The 21,461-nt window shown below is 48.1% G+C and carries 20 protein-coding genes and 1 tRNA gene; 3 read left to right on the top strand and 18 right to left on the bottom strand.

Annotated elements, in window-relative coordinates; translation table 11 throughout:
- Nucleotides 1-11: 11 nt before the first annotated feature.
- Nucleotides 12-542: a peptide-methionine (S)-S-oxide reductase MsrA gene (msrA, locus tag A1sIA79_RS04835; RefSeq protein WP_095675082.1), complete on the bottom strand. Its 531-nt coding sequence runs from the start codon at nucleotides 540-542 to the stop codon at nucleotides 12-14.
- Between the two features lie 27 nt (nucleotides 543-569).
- Between msrA and A1sIA79_RS04840 the strand changes: the two genes are divergently transcribed.
- Nucleotides 570-641, top strand: a tRNA-Arg gene (locus A1sIA79_RS04840).
- Nucleotides 642-822: 181 nt separating this feature from the next.
- The gene (locus A1sIA79_RS04845) at nucleotides 823-1,089 is read left to right on the top strand and encodes a WhiB family transcriptional regulator (RefSeq protein WP_095675083.1); all 267 of its coding nucleotides are present in this window, start codon (nucleotides 823-825) and stop codon (nucleotides 1,087-1,089) included.
- A gap of 10 nt (nucleotides 1,090-1,099) precedes the next feature.
- Here A1sIA79_RS04845 and A1sIA79_RS04850 read toward each other — a convergent pair whose 3' ends face one another.
- From A1sIA79_RS04850 to A1sIA79_RS04865, 4 genes are read right to left on the bottom strand one after another with little or no spacing between them, the layout of a single operon-like run.
- The gene (locus A1sIA79_RS04850) at nucleotides 1,100-2,575 is read right to left on the bottom strand and encodes a sensor histidine kinase (RefSeq protein WP_095675084.1); all 1,476 of its coding nucleotides are present in this window, start codon (nucleotides 2,573-2,575) and stop codon (nucleotides 1,100-1,102) included.
- Between the two features lie 11 nt (nucleotides 2,576-2,586).
- Nucleotides 2,587-2,976, bottom strand: coding sequence for a DUF6912 family protein (locus A1sIA79_RS04855; protein WP_095675085.1), 390 nt, complete (start codon nucleotides 2,974-2,976; stop codon nucleotides 2,587-2,589).
- Between the two features lie 19 nt (nucleotides 2,977-2,995).
- On the bottom strand, nucleotides 2,996-4,087 hold the full coding sequence (locus A1sIA79_RS04860) for a CpaE/TadZ family protein (RefSeq protein ID WP_095675086.1): 1,092 nt from the start codon (nucleotides 4,085-4,087) through the stop codon (nucleotides 2,996-2,998).
- The gene (locus tag A1sIA79_RS04865) at nucleotides 4,080-4,676 is read right to left on the bottom strand and encodes a flagella basal body P-ring formation protein FlgA (protein ID WP_095675087.1); all 597 of its coding nucleotides are present in this window, start codon (nucleotides 4,674-4,676) and stop codon (nucleotides 4,080-4,082) included. The genes A1sIA79_RS04860 and A1sIA79_RS04865 overlap by 8 nt, the downstream gene beginning before the upstream one ends.
- Nucleotides 4,677-4,798: 122 nt before the next feature.
- On the opposite strand from A1sIA79_RS04865, the gene A1sIA79_RS04870 reads away from it, so the two are divergent.
- Nucleotides 4,799-5,326: an Rv3235 family protein gene (locus A1sIA79_RS04870; protein ID WP_095675088.1), complete on the top strand. Its 528-nt coding sequence runs from the start codon at nucleotides 4,799-4,801 to the stop codon at nucleotides 5,324-5,326.
- Nucleotides 5,327-5,332: 6 nt separating this feature from the next.
- Here A1sIA79_RS04870 and secA read toward each other — a convergent pair whose 3' ends face one another.
- From secA to fdxA, 13 genes are all read right to left on the bottom strand, one after another.
- Nucleotides 5,333-8,005, bottom strand: a complete 2,673-nt coding sequence (secA, locus tag A1sIA79_RS04875; RefSeq protein WP_095675089.1) for a preprotein translocase subunit SecA — start codon at nucleotides 8,003-8,005, stop codon at nucleotides 5,333-5,335.
- A gap of 60 nt (nucleotides 8,006-8,065) precedes the next feature.
- Nucleotides 8,066-8,509: a ComF family protein gene (locus tag A1sIA79_RS04880; protein WP_190277043.1), complete on the bottom strand. Its 444-nt coding sequence runs from the start codon at nucleotides 8,507-8,509 to the stop codon at nucleotides 8,066-8,068.
- A 226-nt stretch (nucleotides 8,510-8,735) separates the two neighbouring features.
- Nucleotides 8,736-10,304 carry an MtrAB system histidine kinase MtrB gene (gene mtrB / locus A1sIA79_RS04885; RefSeq protein WP_095675091.1) on the bottom strand — a complete coding sequence of 523 codons (1,569 nt, stop codon included), beginning with the start codon at nucleotides 10,302-10,304 and terminating at the stop codon, nucleotides 8,736-8,738.
- 1 nt (nucleotide 10,305) lies between these two features.
- On the bottom strand, nucleotides 10,306-10,986 hold the full coding sequence (gene mtrA, locus A1sIA79_RS04890) for an MtrAB system response regulator MtrA (RefSeq protein WP_095675092.1): 681 nt from the start codon (nucleotides 10,984-10,986) through the stop codon (nucleotides 10,306-10,308).
- Nucleotides 10,987-11,003: 17 nt separating this feature from the next.
- On the bottom strand, nucleotides 11,004-12,284 hold the full coding sequence (gene ahcY / locus A1sIA79_RS04895; protein WP_095675093.1) for an adenosylhomocysteinase: 1,281 nt from the start codon (nucleotides 12,282-12,284) through the stop codon (nucleotides 11,004-11,006).
- A gap of 138 nt (nucleotides 12,285-12,422) precedes the next feature.
- Nucleotides 12,423-13,775 (bottom strand): phosphomannomutase/phosphoglucomutase, encoded by a 1,353-nt coding sequence (locus A1sIA79_RS04900; RefSeq protein WP_095675094.1) that lies wholly within the window; start codon nucleotides 13,773-13,775, stop codon nucleotides 12,423-12,425.
- A 37-nt stretch (nucleotides 13,776-13,812) separates the two neighbouring features.
- Nucleotides 13,813-14,184: a DUF3499 domain-containing protein gene (locus A1sIA79_RS04905; RefSeq protein ID WP_095675095.1), complete on the bottom strand. Its 372-nt coding sequence runs from the start codon at nucleotides 14,182-14,184 to the stop codon at nucleotides 13,813-13,815.
- Between the two features lie 31 nt (nucleotides 14,185-14,215).
- Entirely contained in the window at nucleotides 14,216-15,517 is a 1,302-nt protein-coding gene (locus A1sIA79_RS04910) for a DUF5719 family protein (RefSeq protein WP_095675096.1), read from the bottom strand.
- On the bottom strand, nucleotides 15,514-18,549 hold the full coding sequence (locus A1sIA79_RS04915; RefSeq protein WP_095675097.1) for a glycosyltransferase: 3,036 nt from the start codon (nucleotides 18,547-18,549) through the stop codon (nucleotides 15,514-15,516). Before A1sIA79_RS04915 ends, A1sIA79_RS04910 begins: the two co-directional genes overlap by 4 nt.
- 54 nt (nucleotides 18,550-18,603) lie before the next feature.
- Complete coding sequence (locus A1sIA79_RS04920; protein WP_223298131.1) at nucleotides 18,604-18,912, bottom strand: WhiB family transcriptional regulator; 309 nt, start codon at nucleotides 18,910-18,912, stop codon at nucleotides 18,604-18,606.
- A 142-nt stretch (nucleotides 18,913-19,054) separates the two neighbouring features.
- Nucleotides 19,055-20,011, bottom strand: a complete 957-nt coding sequence (locus tag A1sIA79_RS04925) for a nucleotidyltransferase family protein (protein ID WP_095675098.1) — start codon at nucleotides 20,009-20,011, stop codon at nucleotides 19,055-19,057.
- Nucleotides 20,011-21,102 carry a succinyldiaminopimelate transaminase gene (gene dapC, locus A1sIA79_RS04930; RefSeq protein WP_095675099.1) on the bottom strand — a complete coding sequence of 364 codons (1,092 nt, stop codon included), beginning with the start codon at nucleotides 21,100-21,102 and terminating at the stop codon, nucleotides 20,011-20,013. Before dapC ends, A1sIA79_RS04925 begins: the two co-directional genes overlap by 1 nt.
- Nucleotides 21,071-21,391 carry a ferredoxin gene (gene fdxA / locus A1sIA79_RS04935; protein WP_095675100.1) on the bottom strand — a complete coding sequence of 107 codons (321 nt, stop codon included), beginning with the start codon at nucleotides 21,389-21,391 and terminating at the stop codon, nucleotides 21,071-21,073. Before fdxA ends, dapC begins: the two co-directional genes overlap by 32 nt.
- Nucleotides 21,392-21,461 lie beyond the last annotated feature (70 nt).

Consider the following 21,461-nt stretch of genomic DNA (forward strand, 5'->3'; position numbering starts at 1 on the left):
AGAGTAATCGCTTAGCTGGAGACTTGCGAAGGAAATGGGACTCCCGTACTTGAATGACAGTCATAGCCATTGGGATTCTTCGCTAAATATCGCTGGTGGTACTCCTCGGCGAGATAGTAAGGGATGCCTTGCGCGCTCTTGATCTCGGTAACAATCTCGCCAATTCCTTTTCGGGAAAGGGCTGCCTGATACACATCGCGTGTTGCCTCTGCCTGAAGCAACTGAGAATCACTCGTTGTAAAAATCGCACTCCGATACTGGGTTCCGATATCTCCACCTTGTCGGTTCAGTGACGTCGGATCATGCATCACCCAGAACTCTTCTAGTAATCGTCTATATGTGACCTTCGTTGGATCAAAGCTCACTTCCACAATTTCAGCGTGGCCGGTAACTCCTGTGCACACTTGTTCATATGAAGGATCTGGACGTGCTCCACCCATATAGCCAACACTTGTCTGTAGTACTCCAGGAATATTCCATAATCTGCGCTCGGCGCCCCAGAAACAACCTGTTGCAAAATATGCGCTCTCGGTATCGCTCATAGTCAGATAATCTACCCTTCTACCTGCGCCCCCGTAGCTCAGGGGATAGAGCACTGCCCTCCGGAGGCAGGTGCACAGGTTCGATTCCTGTCGGGGGCACTAGCACCAACTGCGCTCAATCTTTTCATAACGCAAAGAGCGTAAGAGGGATATAAATCACTACAAAGTACGAAATCTTTTCGCCTTCCTTCTTGTTTATCTTTGTAGTAACAGGGAGAATTAACCTCTTGCACGCACTAGTTGCGCACACATTTATATCTGGAATTGAAAGGGGTGAGCCATGGACTGGAGACATCAATCTGCGTGTCGTGATGAAGATCCTGAGCTCTTCTTCCCCGTTGGAAATACTGGCCCTGCAATTAGCCAGATTGAAGAAGCGAAGAAGGTATGTAATCGCTGCATCGTAAAAGATCCATGCCTTGCTTGGGCGCTGGAATCAGGTCAAGATGCAGGTGTGTGGGGCGGACTTTCAGAAGATGAGCGCCGCGCCCTTAAACGTCGCGCCGCTCGTAATCGTGCTCGCTTGATAGATAACGGACTTTCTTAACCACTAATTTCTACTTAGTATTGGGAAAAACCAATATCGCTTTCGTCTGTACGTGATCAGAGACCAATGAGAGCGTGCCGCTGAGTTCATTTTCGGTCAGCGTGCGCACAATTTGCAGACCTAGGTTTGGAGATTCAGCGATATTAAATCCTTCAGGTAAGCCCACACCATCATCTGAAATGATCACTTGAATATCTGAATTCCCTGAATCAACATGAATTCCGAGCACTGAACCCTCCTCAGCTAATCCGTGTTCGAGGGCGTTATGAATGAGTTCGGTAATGACTAGGGCTAGCGGTGTTGCAATTCGTGGGTCAAGTGAACCAAAGGTGCCGGTTCGCTCGATACGCAATTCATTCATTCGAGGGCTCAGCTCTAGCGCATGTGTGACCAGGCTATCTAGCACCTGATCAAATCCCACTGATGCATCGGGGGTATTGGAAAGAGTTTCATGTACCAAGGCAATGGAGGCAATACGACGAACCGCCTCGTTAAGTGCCGCACTCGCGTTGGGATCATTGATGCGGCGGGCCTGCAACCTAAGCAGAGCTGAAACTGTCTGCAGATTATTCTTTACTCGGTGATGAATCTCGCGAATAGTCACATCTTTTGTTACTAGTTCTCGCTCGCGTCTGCGAATCTCAGTCACGTTATTAAGTAAAACGATTGCACCAATCCGGTTTTCACCTTGAATTAGTGGCAGGACGGTAAATGAGATAGTTCCACCCGCATTTTCAACTTCAACTCGTTTCAGTGACTTACCTGTAAGTGCCCCAGCGATACTCTCTTCTTGGGCATCAGCACTGTGTTGCGCAAGTGATTGCGCAAGAGTTCCGAGCTCAATGCCTTCAACTTCCTTTACCCACCCCAAGCGGCTAAATGCTGATTGTGCATTCGGACTTGCATAGGAGACAACACCGTTGACATCAAGGCGGATTAATCCATCACCCACTCGCGGTGCCGGGTCAAAAAGTGATCCTGCATCTGGATATGGAAAACTTCCTTCCGTAATCATTCGATATAAATTATGTGCAATCTCGCGATAATTAAGTTCCAGTCGGCTGGGTTGGCGCATGAGTTCGGCATTTCTATGGCGTGAAATAACTGCAACCACAAGGCCATCAACTAAGACGGGGATTGTTTCCTCTTTAACCGAGAACTCCCCCATCGGTTCTGGTTCTGTATCTCTGACAATCTCAGCACTAGCAAGTGCTTGATCTATATATTTGCGCTGCCCATGGGTGATTTCATCCCCGATGACATCAAGTGGAAAGAGAGTTGCGGCAGTTGTGGGTCTGATGTGCGCAACTGCAACGTATCCCGTGGGCCAACTCTTGAAATCTTTTCGCAGCGGAACCCAGAGAATGAGATCGGCAAATGATAAATCTGAAAGAAGTTGCCAATCGGCTATCAGTTCTCGGAGTCGGTGGATATGAATGTCGGTCAGCGGACTTCGCTCTTTCACAAATTCTTCAATTGATGCCATATTACGAATCCTTACGAAAGCCACGTTGCCAGATTGCTGGCAATCTCTTGTGTGGCAAACCAGGTCAGTTCCTGACCATCAGCTGAAACCTCAAAACAGCATTGCACGTAATCCCACTGCAGAGGTGCAGAAAGTGAGATTGAGAGTTCATGCTCTGCTTCAATGATTGATTCAGGAACTTCCAGGGCTAACACACAGGCAGTACCAACAGCAAAACCAAGTAGCTCCACTGCATCTTCAGCTGCAATCAGTGAAAGGATGTATTCGACTTCTTCTTCATCGAGATTGCTATTGCTAGATATGAATGTCGGGGTAGCTGCATAGGCATCGCTGACATCGAACTCTCCTGATTGGAGAAATTCTTGAATTTCAGAGGCGGTAACACCAATGTATGCACGCATGTGCCTAGCCTATAAGAAGTTATCCCCCTACCTCACCGGCCAAACTGGCAATGCTCTTGCGGAGCAGGCTTCGATCATTGGATTCATAGAGTGATGTCTGCTCATTTTCAGCCATTGCTATCGAACGTGAATCTGCCGGATACGCAAGAATTTTCTTAGGGCCAATCGTCCTTGCACCCGCCAGAAATGCTTCGTCATAAATTGCACCTCTCTTTCCTGGAGCCGACATGGCCTGCACAAAAGAGATTGTGGGCTTCATTGAATTTTGTGAGAGAGCTTGTGAAATCTTGCGAACTCGCTCGACTCCCACTCGGTTAGATTTTGCGATGATCCATAATTCATCTGCCTGCGAAGTGACCCACACCAAAATCTCACCAGTCCAGCGTTGGCCTCGCAGTACTTGCGTAAGTTCGTTGATCACACCGGAATCGATGATGATGTAATCAAACTCGGTCTTAGCAGTGTCCAATAGCGTAATAGATTCAGCGGTATTTTCCTGAGTGACTTCCAGTGCCCACAGATTATTGGCAATCTTTTGAAAGCTTTTGGAAGAGTTCAACCCTTGTTGCCCTAAGAGAATTGCAATAGCTGGAGAAATGGCATTTGCATCAATGATGAGAACTTTCTTTGCTAAAAGACTGAGTTCAGTTGCGATGTTAATACTTAACGATGTGCAACCAGCGCCAGCATGGGCAGCTGCAATTGCCAGGACATGTGCTCGAGTTTGCTGGGTAATCGGCTCACTGACTCTGAGCATCGGTCTTCTCATCGAACCGCGAATCATCGAGATTAACTCGAGGGCAACGGTGGGCTGGGCAAAGGAATCTGGAAATTGACGCAGATCTGCATCGCTCTTTCGAAAGATAAAGATTCTCATCCCGCTATTAGTGAGTTTATGAAGAGATTGGGCATCTAGCCCCTCTAAATCTGTGGAGATGAGTAATACATCTGGTTGTGTCTCTAAACCTTGCAAAAAATCATTGAGTGATACCCAATCCAGTGCGCGGTATAAGACGCTCCATCCTTGGCTAAATAAGGTACTTGCCGCAAAGCTTTCAAAGTCAGAACCATGAATCGCTGTGACCGCACTAGCGTGTTCTGACTTAGCCATGTGTTTGTACGGCAACCAAACGACCGCTAGTCGTTGCCGCTAATACGTCAGCGATGAATTCACCAGCTACTGACACTGTCATTGCCACTTCTCCCCCGAAATTTGATCCTTTCCTATCGATTGAAACTACGAAGACGCTGCCGAGGATGAAGGTGGGCGCCTGCAAGCTTTCGCCATTCTTTTCATCGTGTAACTGATAGAGGCTGACAATCTCTCCAACACCGACTTGTGATGGAATATCTACCGCGCGCATACTCAGAGAAACCTGCTTTTGCCTGGCAGAAATTGATTGGTTAGTCAGTGCATCGACTTCAATTAATTCTCCTGCCGCAATAATGCGGCGTGAAATCAGGCCAGTGGGATCAATATCTGCAGATACATACCTTCCCCGAGCTGACCCCAGGGTGACTGAGATGAGATTAAGGTCAGTGCTCTCAATAGATGTTCCTGATGCAATCGGCCTACTTGCCACCCAATATTTCTCTTTCTGATTTGCGGCAACGGACATCAGAAAAGATGCCAAGAGCGCTGCTATGAAAAGTGAGATAGAGAGAATGAATCGTGTGTTCTTCTGCTTCCTAGGGGCCATGGCGGCAGCGTAAAAGGGGGTAAGAAACCGGATCTCGCCTTTTGCACAGTACAGCGAAAGGATGAGCGCATTTCATCTTTCTAGCTGATTACTACGTGAGCGACTGACTCCACTATGCACCCATGACAACAGATACCTACACGCAACCCATTCCAAGCACCAAGCCTAATCTTCAATTGATTTCAAGCACGGAAGATCCTGCGCTATGGAGCCATCCAGTTCTAGATTTATTTGCTCCCCCCGCACCTGTCATGCCACCGCAAGTGGCAAGGCTCTACCTAGTTCCTTCTACCTTCGGGGAAGAGATTGAACCGGATGAGATGCCAATTCCATCTTCGGCCACAGATCTGCCAGATTTACATCAGTGGACGATGAAGTTCATTGTGAGCATCCTTGAAATTTGGGCCGGTCGCAGGCAACCAGCGCAATTGATTCGTTCATGTCATCGGGTGATCTATATGGAGCTGCTGTGCAAGACTGGCAGTCAGAGTGAAATTGGAAAGATTAAAAGTATCCATCAATCAGAGCCACTAGATGGCATCTGCGAATCAACTGTGACGGTCAGATTTGGAAATCGACTTCGCGCAATTGTTATTCGCTTTGAAGGCGTTGACGGACGCTGGCTCTGCACCGCTCTGCGTTTGCTCTAAAGTGAATTAGGCAGCGCCGTGGCAGCGCTTGAATTTCTTGCCAGAGCCACATGGGCACGGGCTATTACGCGAGACTTCACTAGATGTCACAACTCCATTTTCATCTGCTGCGGTGTAACGAAGTGGAGCCGTATTTGCCGGCTTGTCATTAACTCCGCGTGCCTTCACTTCTGAGCCATCGCCTTCGATTGTTACTTCGACGTTAAAGACAAGGCTGGCTAACTCTTCTTTAATACCGTCCATCATCGCTGAGAAGAGTTCAAAACCTTCGCGTTGATATTCAACCAGTGGATCACGTTGTGCCATCGCACGTAGGCCGATACCTTCTTGCAAATAATCCATCTCATAGAGATGCTCGCGCCATTTACGGTCAAGGACAGAGAGCAGTACTTTGCGCTCTAATTCGCGTAAGACTTCTACTCCTAACGCTGCTTCACGCTTTGCATATGCGGCAACGGCATCATCGAGAATTCGAGTCTCTAAAATCTCCACATCCAGAGCTGATCGTGAACCAAACTCCTTCTCTAAATCTTGTGGCGTAAAGGAGATCGGATAAATAAGTTTGAGAGCTGCCCAGAGTTGATCAAGATCCCAATCTTCGGCATAGCCCTGGGCTGTTGCCACCTGAACATATGCGCTCAAGGTGTCAGCCATGAAATCGCCCACTTGGCTTCCAATATCTTTGCCTTCAAGTACTAAGCGGCGTTCTGCATAAATTACTTCACGCTGGCGGTTCATGACATCGTCATACTTAAGAACATTCTTACGGATTTCAAAGTTCTGCGCTTCCACCTGTGTCTGGGCTGAGCGAATTGCGTTGGAAACCATCTTTGATTCAATGGGTTCATCTTCCGGTAAGCCAGCTGCTCCTAATACACGTTCAACAATTCCAGAGTTAAATCTGCGCATCAAATCATCTTGCAGTGAGAGGTAGAAACGAGATTCACCAGGATCGCCTTGACGTCCTGATCGTCCACGGAGCTGATTATCGATACGCCTGGACTCATGTCGCTCAGTTCCAAGAACATAGAGCCCACCGAGTGCGACAACTTCTTCGTGCTCCTTGGCAATTGCAGCCTTTTGCTTTGCAATCTCTGCCGGCCAGGCAGCTTCATATTCAGTTGCGTTATCTACCGGTGAAATTCCCTTGCGCTGTAATTCAAAGTCAGCCATAAACTCTGGGTTTCCACCCAGCATGATGTCGGTTCCGCGTCCTGCCATATTTGTCGCAACCGTGACAGCGCCTTTAGTTCCAGCGCGAGCAATGATTGCCGCTTCCCGCTCGTGATGCTTAGCGTTGAGAACTTCGTGAGGGACGCCTGCTTTTTTGAGGAATGCAGAAAGTTCTTCTGATTTTTCAACGCTGACGGTTCCAACCAATACCGGTTGGCCCTTGCGATGACGCTCAACAATGTCACGAGTAACAGATGCAAACTTTCCTACCTCAGATTTGTAGACTAAATCAGCTTCATCAATACGTTGCATCGGGCGATTTGTTGGGATAGGAACTACACCAAGCTTATAAATTTGATGAAACTCCGACGCTTCTGTAACAGCTGTTCCGGTCATTCCAGAAATGGTTTCGTAGAGTCGGAAGTAATTTTGCAGTGTAATTGTGGCAAGGGTTTGGTTTTCATCTTTAATTTCAATTCGTTCTTTTGCTTCCAGAGCTTGATGCAGACCTTCGCTATAACGACGACCTGCAAGCATGCGGCCCGTGTGCTCATCAACAATAAGAAGCTCGCCATTCATTACTACATAATCTTTATCGCGCTTAAAGAGTTCCTTCGCACGGACTGAGTTATTGAGATAGCCAATCAGGGTTGTATTGGCGGCTTCATATAGATTCTCAATCCCAAGCAGCTCCTCAACCTTAGTGACTCCATCTTCCAGGATTCCAACGGTCTTCTTCTTCTCATCTACTTCATAGTGTGAATCGCGTTGTAGTTTGGTTGCAATATTGGCAAACTCGACATACCACTTGGTGGCCTTATCAGCCGGTCCACTAATGATTAGCGGTGTGCGTGCCTCGTCAATAAGAATCGAGTCAACTTCATCGACAACTGCAAAGTAGTGATCACGCTGCACACAGTCTTCGAGTGACCATGCCATATTGTCGCGAAGATAATCGAAACCAAATTCATTATTTGTGCCATAAGTAATATCTGAAGAGTAGGCAGCACGACGCTCTGCTGAAGTCATGCTGTTGAGAATTACGCCAACGCTCAGACCAAGGAATCGGTGAACACGACCCATCCATTCGCTGTCACGCTCAGCCAAGTAATCATTGACTGTAACAACGTGAACTCCGCGTCCTGCTAGGGCGTTGAGATATGAGGGAAGTGTTGCAACGAGAGTCTTACCTTCACCAGTACGCATTTCTGCGATATTGCCACGGTGAAGCGCTGCTCCACCCATGATTTGAACGTCGTAGTGACGCTGGCCAAGTGTGCGCTTTGCAGCTTCGCGAACAACGGCAAACGCCTCAGGAAGTAAATCATCGAGTGTTTCGCCTTGTGTCAGACGTTTCTTAAATTCTTCGGTCTTAGCGCGCAGTTGGTCATCAGCAAGTGCAGAGATTGAAGCTTCGAAGGCGTTCACCTTTTCGACGACCTTGCTTAAGTCACGAAGAATTTTTCCTTCGCCGGCTCGCATGATGCGGTCGAGAATTGAAGCCATTTGCCTACCTTCCACTTGCCAATCCCAATCACTTGCACTGGGCGCCCTATTCGAGCCCCCTTATCGTAGAGGTTCTGCCACGCAAGCTGTAATCGCAGCCGAAACCTCAATGCCTGCAGCACGCAATGCGCGGGCCGCCTCCTGCAAAGTCACCCCTGTTGTGATGAGGTCATCGACAATGATTGCCTTTCCACTGTGATAACGCAGGGATGCCAGTGACCCTTCCAAATTTTCTACTCGTTTCTTTGCATCGAGCTTTGATTGATCCTTGACGACCCGGGTGTGAGTCAATAATTCACGGGTGGGCACCCGTGCACCACTGCCAATTTCTCGGGTTAATTCGCTAATGAATTGCCTTCCTCGTAAACGGGCCACAGATTTTCTAGATGGAATTGGAACTAAAAATCCGATTCCTTGCTCTTGTAAACAGAGCGAAAGCGAATGAGAAAGTGCACTCACCATTAACTCATCTGCTCGTCGCAATGCATGTTCTTTTGCAGCCAATAAAACTTTCCCTGCAATCGGTGAATAGGGAATGGAAGAATAAATCGGGAAATATGGTTTTCGGCGAGAGTGAGATCTGTAAATTCTCGGCTGCCAGAACTTTCTGCACTGCGAACAGATCTCTAAACCTAGGGCGCCACAACCTAAACAACGAACTGGGAAAATTAGCTCCTCAAGTGATGTGAGCAGATTCATCTGGCCATCATGCTGCAATGACAGCTAGCGGTTATTGGTAAAAAGCCTCTTGGTGGAAATCTTTTGGTGTGGCCTTGATTGGTCTTGAATTTATTAACTCGCCGGCCTTGCGGGGCAAGGTGAGAACAAAGTGAGCTCCTTGGTTTGGACGTCCCCACGCATCCAATTCGCCATTGTGAAGACGCGCATCCTCAAGTGCGATGGAAAGGCCTAAACCAGTTCCACCCCGCACTCGAGCACGTGATGGATCTTCTCGCCAGAACCGATCAAAGACGCGAGTCAGGGCCGATTCATCAAGTCCTGAGCCGTAATCTCGAACACCAATACCAACCTCGGTATCGGTAGCAACCACATTAACAAGAATCTTCTTTCCTTCAGCATGATCGAGCGCGTTTGAAAGAAGATTTCGCATGATGCGCTCAACTCTGCGGATATCAGCGTTAATAGTGACAGACTCTTCATCTGCCTCTACTTGTATGTCACGCGTTGGCACAGTGCCCCCCATATCGAAATCTGCGGCACATCGGTTAATCAGACCAATAACATCAAAATCAACAGGTTCCAGAACAGCCACCTCGGCATCAAACCGACTTACCTCAAGTAGGTCTTCGAGCAACCGCTCGAATCTATCTAGTTGAGCAACCAGTAGCTCAGAACTCCGGGCGACGAGTGGATCAAAAGAGCTGCGTTGGATGTGGATTACCTCTGATGCCATACGCAGTGTGGTCAAAGGAGTTCGTAGTTCGTGGGTGACATCTGAAACAAAACGCTGCTGTACACGTGAGAGATGCTCTAGCCGAGTGATTTGCTCTTCAATAGATAGGGCCATTTCATTATAAGAAATTGCCAGCGTTGCCATCTCATCGGTTGAAACGACTTTCATCCGCTGAGTGAAGTCTCCCTGCGTAAACTGATTAGCGATACGTGCTGCTTCACGCACCGGTCGAACCACTTGTCGCACTACGAGCCAGGTGATAAGTCCGATGAGGAAAATGAGTGCGATTCCAGTAAGCAGAAGTGAGTTCTTGATGAGATCTACTGTTGCCGTCTGGTTCTTGAGAGAAAAGATGATGTAAATCTCGTATCGCCCCCCAGTCGGAATAATAATTCTCTGACCCACAAAGAGAGAGTCAATACTCTCTCCGTTGTTATATCGTGCAGGACCGTAGGCATAATGAAGTTTGGCATCTTTTTTGATCTGGGCGCGAAGATCTTTAGGAATGGATGAGTTCTTAATGACATTCGAAGACATCTCATAAGAATTTGCTGTAGTAGGTCCTCCTGGAGACTTTGCAAAAATTACTTCTCGACGCTCCTCATTAATTCCTTGGGTCGAGGTTCTCACAACGAATTCAGCGAGAGCTTCTTTACGGGCTTGAACTGTCATCGACTGCGATGCAAGTACTTGGTATTCAGCATTAAAAAATGTGTATCGGGCTTCAGCCAGTGAAGAGTTCAGGCTAGTTGCCAGGATTCCATCAGCTAGACGTGAATACAGCGCAGAACCGGTAAGCGATACGACAGTTAAGGACAGAAAGAGAGTTGAGAGAATCACTCGTGTTGCTAGTGAATGTTTGAGTGACCGTCGTAAACGGTTCATGTTAAGCGGCTCCGCCCGCCTTATAGCCCACGCCACGAACCGTCATGATGATCTCTGGACGGTCGGCGTCGTGTTCAACCTTTGAACGAAGTCGCTGCACGTGCACATTGACCAATCGCGTATCAGTTGTTTGTCGGTAGCCCCAGACCTCACTTAAGAGCGCGTCGCGTGTAAACACCCGACCTGGGTCTTTTGCTAGAGCGACCAGCAAATCAAATTCAAGACGGGTTAGCTGAATGAGAATCGCACCGCGACGAACTTCGTGGGCTGTCACATCGATTGTGATGTCACCGATGGAAAGAAGGCCGGTCACATCAGAATTGGTGCGACGCAAACGAGTGCGAATACGCGCAATGAGTTCAGCCTTGTCCCGAAATGGTTTCTGCATGTAATCATCGGCGCCTGCTTCAAGCCCCCGCACAACATCTTGGGTCTCCCCCTTGGCGCTGAGCATCACGATTGGCACCATCGACTCTTTTCTAATTAGTCGACAGACCTCTATGCCATCTATTCCTGGCAACATGACATCAAGTAAGACGAGGTCCGGAGGATTATTTCTAAATACCTCCAGCGCCTCATCTCCTCTACTCACCATATCTACATCGAAGCCAGAACTTGTAAGAACAATTCCCAGCATTTCGGCGAGATCTTGATCGTCATCGACGACCATGATGAGTGTCATGCAATATCAACGATCATTTATGAACCGTGCTCCCAAGAATTAAGGTACATATCTTGAGCTGGTGTGAGTACATCGATACGTCCACCCATCGAAATGAGTTTCAACGCCGCAACTTCCTTATCGATATATGTTGGAACTTCATGCACTCCAGCAGGAAGGTTCTTTGCTTCCTTAACGAGGTATTCCGCAGTTAGGGCCTGATCAGAGAATGACATATCCATCACTGATGCTGGGTGACCTTCAGCTGCGCCGAGGTTTACTAGACGACCTTCAGCGAGAAGAAGTAAGCGGCGACCATCTTTCATCACGTATTCATCGGTCTGGTGACGCATCTTGGCATTCTTCTGTTTTGAGTTCTGCTCTAGCCAAGCAACATCGATTTCGATATCAAAGTGACCTGAGTTAGCCATGATTGCGCCATCTTTCATCGCTGCGAAGTGTTCATCGCGCAGTACATCGCGGTTACCGGTGACTGTAATAAATACATCGCCAACTTTGGCTGCATCTAACATCGGCATTACACGGAAACCTTGCATCATTGCATCGAGTGCCTTAGTTGGATCAATTTCTGTCACAACTACATCTGCGCCCATGCCCTTTGCGCGCTCTGCAACACCTTTTCCGCAATAACCAAATCCTGCAACAACGACAATGCGTCCTGCAAGTAAGAAGTTAGTCGCACGGAAGACCGCGTCAAGAGTCGATTGACCTGTGCCATAGCGATTATCAAACATGTGCTTTGTGTCTGTGTCATTGACTGCGATCATCGGAAATGTGAGTGCGCCATCTTTTGCCATCTGGTTAAGGCGAATAACTCCAGTAGTAGTCTCTTCGCAACCACCAGCGATATTTGGTAGGAGCTCCTTGCGAGTTGTGTGAAGAGTGTTTACTAAGTCGCAACCATCATCGAAGACTTGGTGAGGTTCGATGTCGAGGGCAGCGTTGATGTGCGAGTAATACCCGTCACGATCAACTGCATTACGTGCAAATACAGAGATTCCGTATTCATGAACAAGAGCTGCAGCTGTGTCATCTTGAGTAGACAATGGGTTAGAAGCACAGAGAGCAATTTCAGCGCCGCCAGCTTTAAGAACACGCATCAAGTTAGCGGTCTCAGTTGTGACGTGCATACATGCTGCGATTCGTACGCCGGTAAATGGTTGTGACTTTTCAAATCGTTCACGAATTTGTGCAAGGACCGGCATGTTGCGCTCTGCCCATTCGATGCGCTTGCGCCCCTCGGCAGCAAGTGAAGCGTCGGCTATATCGTGCTTTGGAATTGTTGTTACTTGTGTCATGAAAACATATCTCCCTAGGTAGTTCCTCAATTGACTATGAGGATTGTCTTTTTCGCTTGACCTTCGGCGTAGGGCTCTACTGTGCTAGTCGGCTACGGAATTAGTTTAGTGGACTCCGGGAAAAAGGGTGAAACAGACTTAGCTTCGTATCGCCTTGAGAACTTCATCGCGAACCTTCTCCATGCGCCCTTCGGTAGAAGCCTCAACGTTGAGTCGAAGGAGTGGCTCGGTATTAGAGGCCCGAAGATTAAACCACCAGTCTTTGGCGCTGACAGTCAGACCATCAAGATGATCCATTTCTACATCACTATCTGCTTCAAATTTTTGCTGGATAGTTTCCATCGAGGCAGCTGCATCAGAGACTGTCGAGTTAATCTCTCCACTTGAGTGATATCTGTTAAATGGCTTAAGAATTGTGGAGAGTGACTTCTTGCTTTCACCGAGTGCGGCAATTGCATGTAGCGCGGCCAGCATTCCAGAGTCTGCCTTCCAAAAATCTCTAAAGTAGAAATGGCCTGAGTGTTCTCCACCAAATACGGCATCTGTTTCGGCCATGAGCTTTTTAATGTACGAATGGCCCACACGTGAACGAACCGCCGTTCCGCCGTTTTCTTCCACGACTTCTTTCACTGCTCGCGAGGAGATGAGGTTATAAATAATATTTGACCCGGGATACTTAACTAGCTCGCGAGATGCAATCAGTGATGTCAAAGAAGATGGATTGACAAGTGCTCCCTTTTCATCAACAAGGAAACAGCGATCGGCATCACCATCGAATGCGAGCCCGATATCTGCACCATGTTTCTTCACCGCCTTTTGTAAGTCAACGAGATTCTTTGGATCAATCGGGTTGGCTTCGTGATTAGGGAAAGAACCATCTAATTCAAAGAAGAGCTCAATTACTTCTGCGTTAAGTCTCTTAAAGACAGCTGGTGCTGTGTATCCGCCCATTCCGTTGCCGGCATCGATAACTATTTTCAAAGGGCGAATCTGTGAAACATCGACCAAGGTGCGTAAGTGATCGACATATTCCTCCAGCATATTCTTCGATTTCTCGACACCGACATTTCTCATCGCCATGGGAGTGCCTTCATAAACGAACTTTTCGATTGTTAACAAGCCCGATTCTTTACCTATGGGACGTGCACCGCTAAAGCAGAGTTTGATTCCATTGTATGCAGCAGGATTATGGCTTGCCGTAAACATCGCACCCGGCAGATTTAACTTTCCGGCAGCGAAATACAACATATCTGTAGAGGCAAGTCCGATACGAATGACATCTAGGCCTTGCGAAGTAACACCCGCTGAAAATGCAGTTGCCAGCGTGGGTGAAGATGGACGCATATCTTCGCCAATGACAACGGTTCCTGGTTCACGTTCAATTTCTAAGAAGCGAGCGAAGGCAACCCCAGTGGCAAATGCAAAATCTGGCGTGAGTTCTTCATCTACTAACCCACGGATGTCATAGGCCTTAAATATCGATGCGCTCATGAAGGTATCGTAAAGAATTGAGTATGCAGAAGTGAAATTAGGAAGGCACTGCGCGCAAATGCCCGCGTCTGCCCACGCTTGATTGTGAAGTAGTTGTTGAGACATCAGTAGTCGTGGCGTGAGAATTCAGAGCTACCTCACGGACAGCATCGGCGATTGCCATGAGATCGTCTTCACTTGGTCCACTCTGATTTTCATCTACAGCCTGCTTGATGACATTCCAACCTTGCGGAACGGTAAGCCGGGCAGAGTGTTTATCGCAGAGATCATATGAATGAGGTTCAGAAAAAGTTGCCAGCGGTCCAAGGACGGCAGTGGATTCAGCATAAATATAGGTAAGGGTCATCGATGCCGAAGAATTGCAACTCACACGAGAGCAACTGCGCCCAGAACGTACCGAAGAACTCATGTGTATAAGGCTATCGGTGTAGCTATAAAAGTCAGGGATTTAACACACGGATATTTGAATCTGGAATTGAAGACTTTGTCAGAACACTGCCCGGAGTCAATGGAACATATCCGTATCCACTCTTGGATGAAATCAGAGCCGCGCCAGAAGTTCCGGGCGAGATTGCCGAAAAGCTGACAGACCGGGCTGAGTCAGAAAGTACGTAGGTAGCTATGTCAGAACCCTTGATATCAATTGTTCTAGATTTGCCACCGGCCTGCATCACTGTGAGTCTGACTTCGATTTCACTGCCTGTGAAAACCAAGGTGGGGGCTAAGCCAGTGGTAGCCAAGGTGAACTCTTGCAAGTCCGGAACGGCAGTACTCCATACGAAATCACTCTTTCCTTGCGAGAGCGTCGGTGAAAACACAGATCCAAGAATTGGTTGATCGGAAGAAATATGTAGTGCAAATTTTCCGGACGACATCAAGATATTCATGGGAATCTCAACGACTTTCTTATGGGCAACAACCCTGCCATTTATCCCAACCGGAGAAAAGGTTCCATCGGTAGAGCGAATCTCAGCGCTGATACGCGCATCAACATCACCAGGGACTAAGAGTCGCAATGTGTGAGGGCTCGGCGTCTTCCTCTTCACTTGTTGCGGGATAGCCGGAATCTGCAACTTCTTACCAGGATCATCCGTTGAATTAACGATATCTCCGCCCAGTGATCGCAGGCCCTTGCCACGTTCATCTACAAGAAAACCATTGACGCGGCCAGACTTTGCTTCAATATGGATAGCAATTGATTTCGCACCTGGAGCCAAAGATGGCAGTGAGATCTGCTTAAATGAATTCGCACCCACAATTAAATCTCTGGGGGTCAGTTCACCATTCTCGCTAAAGACTGAGACGCGAACAAGTGCTTTACCTAAACCGCTATTTACTAAGTTCAGCGAACCCTTCGAAGTGATATCTGCAGTTGCGCCCACAAACCACCGTGAAGTAATCGGGGCCTGACATGCAGATGCACCAGCCCACACACCCTTTCGGACCTGCCACACAACCGGGGTAATTGCTCCAGCATCGATGACAGCAGACTGGGAAGCGATTGCATAACGGCTAATTCCTGCCTCACGAGTGTTCATTGCGGAGGTGCCAGTTTTTCTGATCTGAGTCTTAGAACTTGTCAGAGAAATTGCTGTGGTTAATCCCGATGTATTAGGTGGGCAAATAACAGAAGGGTATGACTGATTAAATCGAGATGTTGAGACGGTGAAGTTAAGCAAATTGCTAATCGCTAAAATCGAGATTGTCACGAGGAAGAGAAGGAAGCCACGGTTGCTTTTCATGCCAGCTCCTTTTCAGATATCTCACTCTTGCGGCGACCAGAGGGCAGCGCAAGAACAATGACAGTGACCAGCACAATCATGAAGAAGGAGATCCAGGCCCTTCGCTGTGTTCCATCATGGAAGATGGTGACTTCGCCAGCGTTGGTGATTTCAAAGGTGGGAAGACCATCGCGATCTTCAATACGAGCTGCAGTAAATCCATCTTGGTAAATTCTCCACCCTTTACTAAAACTTTCAGTAAGTGTGAGTGTTCCGGGACGCGGCACAATGGCGCTAATTCCGGTTGCTTCGATGATGGAAACTTCTCCGGCGTAGTCGGTAAGAATGATGCGTCCGGTTGGCTCATTTACCTTCCAGACAACTCCAGCTTTTGTCGCAGAGGTTCTAATGAAGCCTCCTAAGCCATCAATAGTTTGAACTACCTCATCAATAATCGGATTCTTTAAGTAAACGTATTTGATTCCGTAGGTTGCTAAGACTTCACTTGAAGTCACCCCAGTATTGTCGATTAAGCCTTCAACTGCTCGGGAAATTACTTCCGTGTCCGCTGGCGCAACATCTACTTCACCCAGTGTGATGTCTCTTCCTCTGGAAATGTAATAGGAGAGAGTTTGCTCACCATTTCTGGTGTATGGACGAAGCACGAGTGACTTGGCGCTCTTCTCTATTGCAAGGTAGGCCGGTAGCACGTTCTTCTGCCCCGTACGAAGTGGTGAATCAGCTCCTGCAGAAACCAACCAGGAAAGAGATGTCGCACTATAAACCAGGGTTAAAGCGAGAATGAGTGCAACCGAAATATGCCGGAAATTAATGTGGGATTGTTCAAGTCGGGATCTAATTTTATCGAACATCACAACACCAGAAGTTAATGAGAAGAGCGTGGCAATAGCGATAAAGGTTCCAACAGATACTTGGGCATTTAACGGTGTTCCATTACCCGGTATGACTGCAACGCTAATCAAAGTTCCACACAGCAAGAAAGTAATTCCTGGTACTGCAAATTTTCGAGCGGCGGTAGTAGAGAAATAGGCGACGAGCAAAATTGCCACTATCGGACTGGCACACCACCACGGAAGAGATCCCGGCCCACCTGGATTGGCAAGAATTGCTAGGTTCGGGCCACCGCCAGAAACGGATAGTCCAATTTCTCGAAGAATACGGGTTGGGTTGAGTAACACACCGAAAGAAGCCGGCGCCGATAACAAGAATGGAATTATGAGAAGAGTCAGGCGACGCTTGAGTCGTTCGAGGAAGAGTTGATCCTGGTAATTATTTGATGCTTTCCTGAAGTCGCCGAAAATTGTAAGGATGATTCCCACGAAAAGGATAAGCAGCACCGATGGATTAAATGAAAGCAGGAACCAGATAAAAAGTGAGTATCCAAAGATGCTTCGCCAACTCCAACGATCGATTTCGGCCCAGGTATGAAATTGCACTATGAAAAAGGGCAGTAACGCCATAAAGACAAGTACTCCGAGTCGCCCGGCGTTCACCGATGCAATCGCCACCGGCGATAAGGCATAGAGCAAGGAAGCGCCAGCTGATAGCCACTGATTATCTGTAAATCTCTTTAAATATCGGTGTGCTGAAAGCAGAAGTATCAAGGGAGCGATGAGAAAGAAAATAGTGATAAATACTGAAACATTTCCGAAGAAGAGCAGAGATGCGATTGCGATGACTAAGACCCAAGTAGGAGTGGATTGCGCACTGCCCATACCCACGTCATGCCAACTAGAGATATAGAGCTTGATTAAATCTCGGAAACTAGCTGGAGATTCGGCAAGAGCTCCTCCGGCTAATGGCCCAAACCTATGTCGTGCCCAGGAAAGTGAGACGAGTGTGATGATTGATGCGGCAATAATCATGGGTCTATAGAAAAGTGATTTCCATGGAGTTCGTGACACCGGGGTAAGAGGATCTTCATCCTCATTTATTTCTAAGTCGCTGACAATCGGTAGTTCACGTGATGGTGAATGAGGAAGCACAGCGGAACGTAGCGTCGATGCCAGACGAGAAATAGATGAACGAAGTTGGGATATCCGCGATGGAACAAAGGCATTGACCACTCTCGGAGAAATCAGTCGGTGCTGTTTGCGAAATTTTCTAGCTGAAAGTAATTCGGTGGGATGAATAATGAGTGAGCCAATTGCCAAGATCTCATCCGATGCATAGCCGGGGAGTTTGGCAAATAGGTAGCCGACAGAACGCAAGATAGCCCCGGCAAATAGCGTGAAGATGAGTCCAGGTAGTGACCACACACTTGAGTTAGCAAGCAAGACATAGGCTGCATTGCGCCGATCTAGTAAAAGTGGGCGGTGAAGAAACGCTCCTTGCACATCAACACTTCTTCGTTCGGTCGCCGATGCTTGTGCGTGATACCCAATCGCATCAGAGACGGCAATCACCGAGTGTCCCGCAACGCGAACACGCCAACCAAAATCAACATCATCTCGGAATAGCTCTAAATTCTGATCAAAGCCACCGAGTTCTTCAAAGACGTCACGACGGATGAGGGCACCTGCTGTGCTCACAGAAAGAACTTCTGTTACGCCATCGTGTTGACCTTGATCGTATTCAAGAGGTTCAAGACCTGTCCATCTCGCACCGTTAGTTGCAATACTGATTCCTAATTCAATGAGATGCGTTCGATCATGCCAACCAAGAAGTTTTGGTCCAGCCATCACAACACTGGGGCGATCTGCAATCGCTGCTAATAAAGATTCAAGTGCGGCCGGATGCAACGCGCAATCATCGTGAAGAATCCAAATCCATTCTTCACTATCTTTAATCAGCGCAGGCAGCTGCGTGATTCCATGAGCTACGGCAGCACCAAATCCACTTTCTCTATCGATTGTTGCTACCGGAATGCGAGCGCCTTTCAGCAACTTCACCGAAGCATCGAGGGAGCCAGTATCAATGGCAAAAACTTGATTAGGTCGCACAGATTGCGAAGCAAGAGAAGCGACAACTTCAGATAGCCAAGTTGCTCCATCGTGTACAACTAAGAGTGCAGTTACCCGCGGAGCGCTCATGGGAAGAACCTACCTAAAGTAAGGCCCAGGGCCGGAAATTGTTGCTGGCTGCCCTTACGCAGGGCGACGCTTAAGTCGACGACGCTCACGCTCTGAGAGACCGCCCCAGATACCAAAGCGTTCATCGTGTGCCAGAGCGTATTCAAGACACTCTTGGCGCACATCACATGAGAGGCAGACTCGCTTTGCTTCGCGAGTGGAGCCACCCTTTTCTGGAAAGAAAGCTTCCGGATCAGTTTGAGCGCAGAGTGAGCGCTCTTGCCAGGAGAGTTCAAAATTCTCGCCATTAGCTAGTTGAATAGTTGGTCCAGCAGTGGGGGCTGATGGCTTGCCAGTCGATGTTCCTTCTGGGCGGATTGGCATCTGCAAATCTCCTCAAGTCATTAGGGGCGGAATTCGTTGTGAATCACCTGCGCTCTAGGTATTAATTACACCGGTGTAATCCCTTGGAGTCAACTCCTAAGTCGAGACTTTTGGCGCTTTTTTTAGGACGAAAAGTCGATTTTTAGAGAGAAATTGGTAAATCTGAGCTATTTGAGAGGTAAGTGCGGGCTTTTTCGGTGCCTCTATTCACATGTGTTCCCTCTGCAATGAAGCATTGTGACAATTTCACATCAGATTCGATCACCACGTTATCGCCGATGATGCAGTCATCGATGCGGCAGCCAGATGCAATCGTTGTGTTGGCACCGATTGCGGTACCGCCAGTGATCTGGGTGTCATTGCCAATCGTGGAGCCAGCCATCGCAAGAAAGGGTGCAGCTACTAGATCGCGTGAGCCTTGAAAGAGTGCTGCCGGGGTTCCGACATCGAGCCAATAAGCAGCTTGCTTATATCCAAAGACCGGGCGGTTCTGTGCAATCAGTGCTGGGAAAGTTTCGCGTTCAACGCTTACCACGGATCCCAGCGGAATCTCCTTGATGACATCGGGGCTAAAAACATAGCAGCCGGCATTAATAAATTTGGTTACCGGATTTTCCATCTTCTCCAAGAAGGCGGTAACTCGTCCTTCTGAGTCTGTTGGCACGCAGCCAAATGCACGCGCATCATCGACTTCAATGAGGTGCAGTGTGACATCAGCTTTCTTCTCTTGGTGAAATGCAATTTGGTCTGCAATCGAATGCCGGCTTAAAACATCGCCATTGAAAATGACAATCGGCTCATCGCCTTCTAATAGCTGCGCCGCATTTCTTATTGCACCGCCGGTGCCAAGGGGCTGCTTTTCAACTGCGTAGCGGATATTGATTCCCCATTTACTTCCATCACCAAAATATGGCGTAAAGACTTCTGCCAGGTAGGAAGTGGCAAGCACAAGGGTGTGAATACCAGCGCGCTTAGCGGCAAGTATTTGATGTTCAGTGACAGGCAGACCGGCAACTGGCAACATCGGTTTGGGAGATTCATTAGTCAGTGGCTTAAGGCGGGTTCCAAGACCACCGACTAATAAAATTCCAACAGCCATTAGGATGCACTGACTTTCGCGAGAATGCGCTCTGCCGCTATTGCTATCTGTTGATCAGTGGCAGTCAGCGCAATCCGAATATGGTTCTCTCCTGCTTGGCCATAAAAAACGCCGGGAGTGGCAAGAATTCCCAGTGCTGCCAGCCAGGCAACTGAGTCCCATGAGCTTTCATTTCGCGTTGCCCAGATATAGAGGCCGGCTTCTGAATGATCGATACTGAAACCGGCAGAAATCAGAGCAGGTGCCAGGCGAGTGCGACGTGCGTTGTAGCGCCCACGTTGTTCAGCAACATGTTTGCTATCAGAAAGTGCGGCGACCATGGCGTGCTGCACCGGTAAAGAGACCATCATGCCGGCGTGCTTACGTACTTCAAGAATTCTGGCAATCAATTGTGGATCCCCCACTACGAAAGCTGCGCGATAGCCAGCCATCGAAGATCTCTTGGAAAGTGAGTACACACCCAAAATATTGGTGTTATCACCATCTGTGTATCGCAAAATAGAGGTAGGAGTTTTGGTATCGCCAAATTCCAAGTAGCACTCATCTGAAACTACAACGCTCTTATTCTTTCGTGACCATTCAATGGCTGCACGTAATTCAGATTCGGAGTGAACTCTTCCGGTTGGATTAGAGGGTGAATTCACCCATGCCAGATCAGCCGTAGGCCACGTGGTTGCATCAATGTCAACGGCAGTCGGCGTTGCCTGAGCAAGGAGGGCGCCGACTAAATATGTTGGGTAGGCAATACGTGGATAAAGAACAGTTGCCGATTCAAGAAAGGTGGGTAACCAAGCAACGAACTCTTTAGATCCAATAAGGGGTAACACGGCAAAGTCGCCACTGGCACCAAGAGTTGTTGTAGCCCATTGATGAATTGCAGTGCGCAGTTCTTGAGTTCCCATTGTTACCGGGTAACTTGGCGAATCAGATGACTCACGTAAAGCTTGCTGGATAAATTCAGGAGTGGGATCTACTGGAGTTCCCACTGATAAATCAATGGCACCTTGCGGGTGCTTGCGCGCTATCTCGCCATAGGGAGCGAGCGCGTCCCATGGAAAATCAGGTAGTTTTTGGCGCAAGAGCAGTGACATCGGTGTGATCAGAGTTTGTCTCTCCGACCTTTGATGCTCCCCCAGGTGATCCAAGTTCTATGAAAAATTCAGTATTGATCTTCTTGTAGTTCTGCCACTGACCCGGAACATCATCTTCATAATAAATAGCTTCGACCGGGCATACCGGCTCGCACGCACCACAATCGACACATTCGTCAGGTTGGATATAGAGCATCCGAGCACCGTCATAAATGCAATCAACGGGGCACTCTTCGCGGCAGGACTTATCTTTAACGTCCACGCAAGGTTCGGCGATTACATATGTCACGAAAGATCCTCCAGAAGGCTTGAAGCGGTAGGCGATAAGTCTAACCCTGCAAGAGACTGATTACATGATT

The organism is Candidatus Planktophila versatilis, from assembly GCF_002288105.1.
GTDB classification, from domain to species: Bacteria; Actinomycetota; Actinomycetes; order Nanopelagicales; family Nanopelagicaceae; genus Planktophila; species Planktophila versatilis.

Coding starts and splice junctions, on each gene's coding strand:
- msrA (WP_095675082.1), bottom strand. CDS start 542: ATGAGCGATACCGAGAGCGCATATTTTGCAACAGGTTGTTTCTGGGGC.
- A1sIA79_RS04845 (WP_095675083.1), top strand. CDS start 823: ATGGACTGGAGACATCAATCTGCGTGTCGTGATGAAGATCCTGAGCTC.
- A1sIA79_RS04850 (WP_095675084.1), bottom strand. CDS start 2,575: ATGGCATCAATTGAAGAATTTGTGAAAGAGCGAAGTCCGCTGACCGAC.
- A1sIA79_RS04855 (WP_095675085.1), bottom strand. CDS start 2,976: ATGCGTGCATACATTGGTGTTACCGCCTCTGAAATTCAAGAATTTCTC.
- A1sIA79_RS04860 (WP_095675086.1), bottom strand. CDS start 4,087: ATGGCTAAGTCAGAACACGCTAGTGCGGTCACAGCGATTCATGGTTCT.
- A1sIA79_RS04865 (WP_095675087.1), bottom strand. CDS start 4,676: ATGGCCCCTAGGAAGCAGAAGAACACACGATTCATTCTCTCTATCTCA.
- A1sIA79_RS04870 (WP_095675088.1), top strand. CDS start 4,799: ATGACAACAGATACCTACACGCAACCCATTCCAAGCACCAAGCCTAAT.
- secA (WP_095675089.1), bottom strand. CDS start 8,005: ATGGCTTCAATTCTCGACCGCATCATGCGAGCCGGCGAAGGAAAAATT.
- mtrB (WP_095675091.1), bottom strand. CDS start 10,304: ATGAACCGTTTACGACGGTCACTCAAACATTCACTAGCAACACGAGTG.
- mtrA (WP_095675092.1), bottom strand. CDS start 10,986: ATGACACTCATCATGGTCGTCGATGACGATCAAGATCTCGCCGAAATG.
- ahcY (WP_095675093.1), bottom strand. CDS start 12,284: ATGACACAAGTAACAACAATTCCAAAGCACGATATAGCCGACGCTTCA.
- A1sIA79_RS04900 (WP_095675094.1), bottom strand. CDS start 13,775: ATGAGCGCATCGATATTTAAGGCCTATGACATCCGTGGGTTAGTAGAT.
- A1sIA79_RS04905 (WP_095675095.1), bottom strand. CDS start 14,184: ATGAGTTCTTCGGTACGTTCTGGGCGCAGTTGCTCTCGTGTGAGTTGC.
- A1sIA79_RS04910 (WP_095675096.1), bottom strand. CDS start 15,517: ATGAAAAGCAACCGTGGCTTCCTTCTCTTCCTCGTGACAATCTCGATT.
- A1sIA79_RS04915 (WP_095675097.1), bottom strand. CDS start 18,549: ATGAGCGCTCCGCGGGTAACTGCACTCTTAGTTGTACACGATGGAGCA.
- A1sIA79_RS04920 (WP_223298131.1), bottom strand. CDS start 18,912: ATGCCAATCCGCCCAGAAGGAACATCGACTGGCAAGCCATCAGCCCCC.
- A1sIA79_RS04925 (WP_095675098.1), bottom strand. CDS start 20,011: ATGGCTGTTGGAATTTTATTAGTCGGTGGTCTTGGAACCCGCCTTAAG.
- dapC (WP_095675099.1), bottom strand. CDS start 21,102: ATGTCACTGCTCTTGCGCCAAAAACTACCTGATTTTCCATGGGACGCG.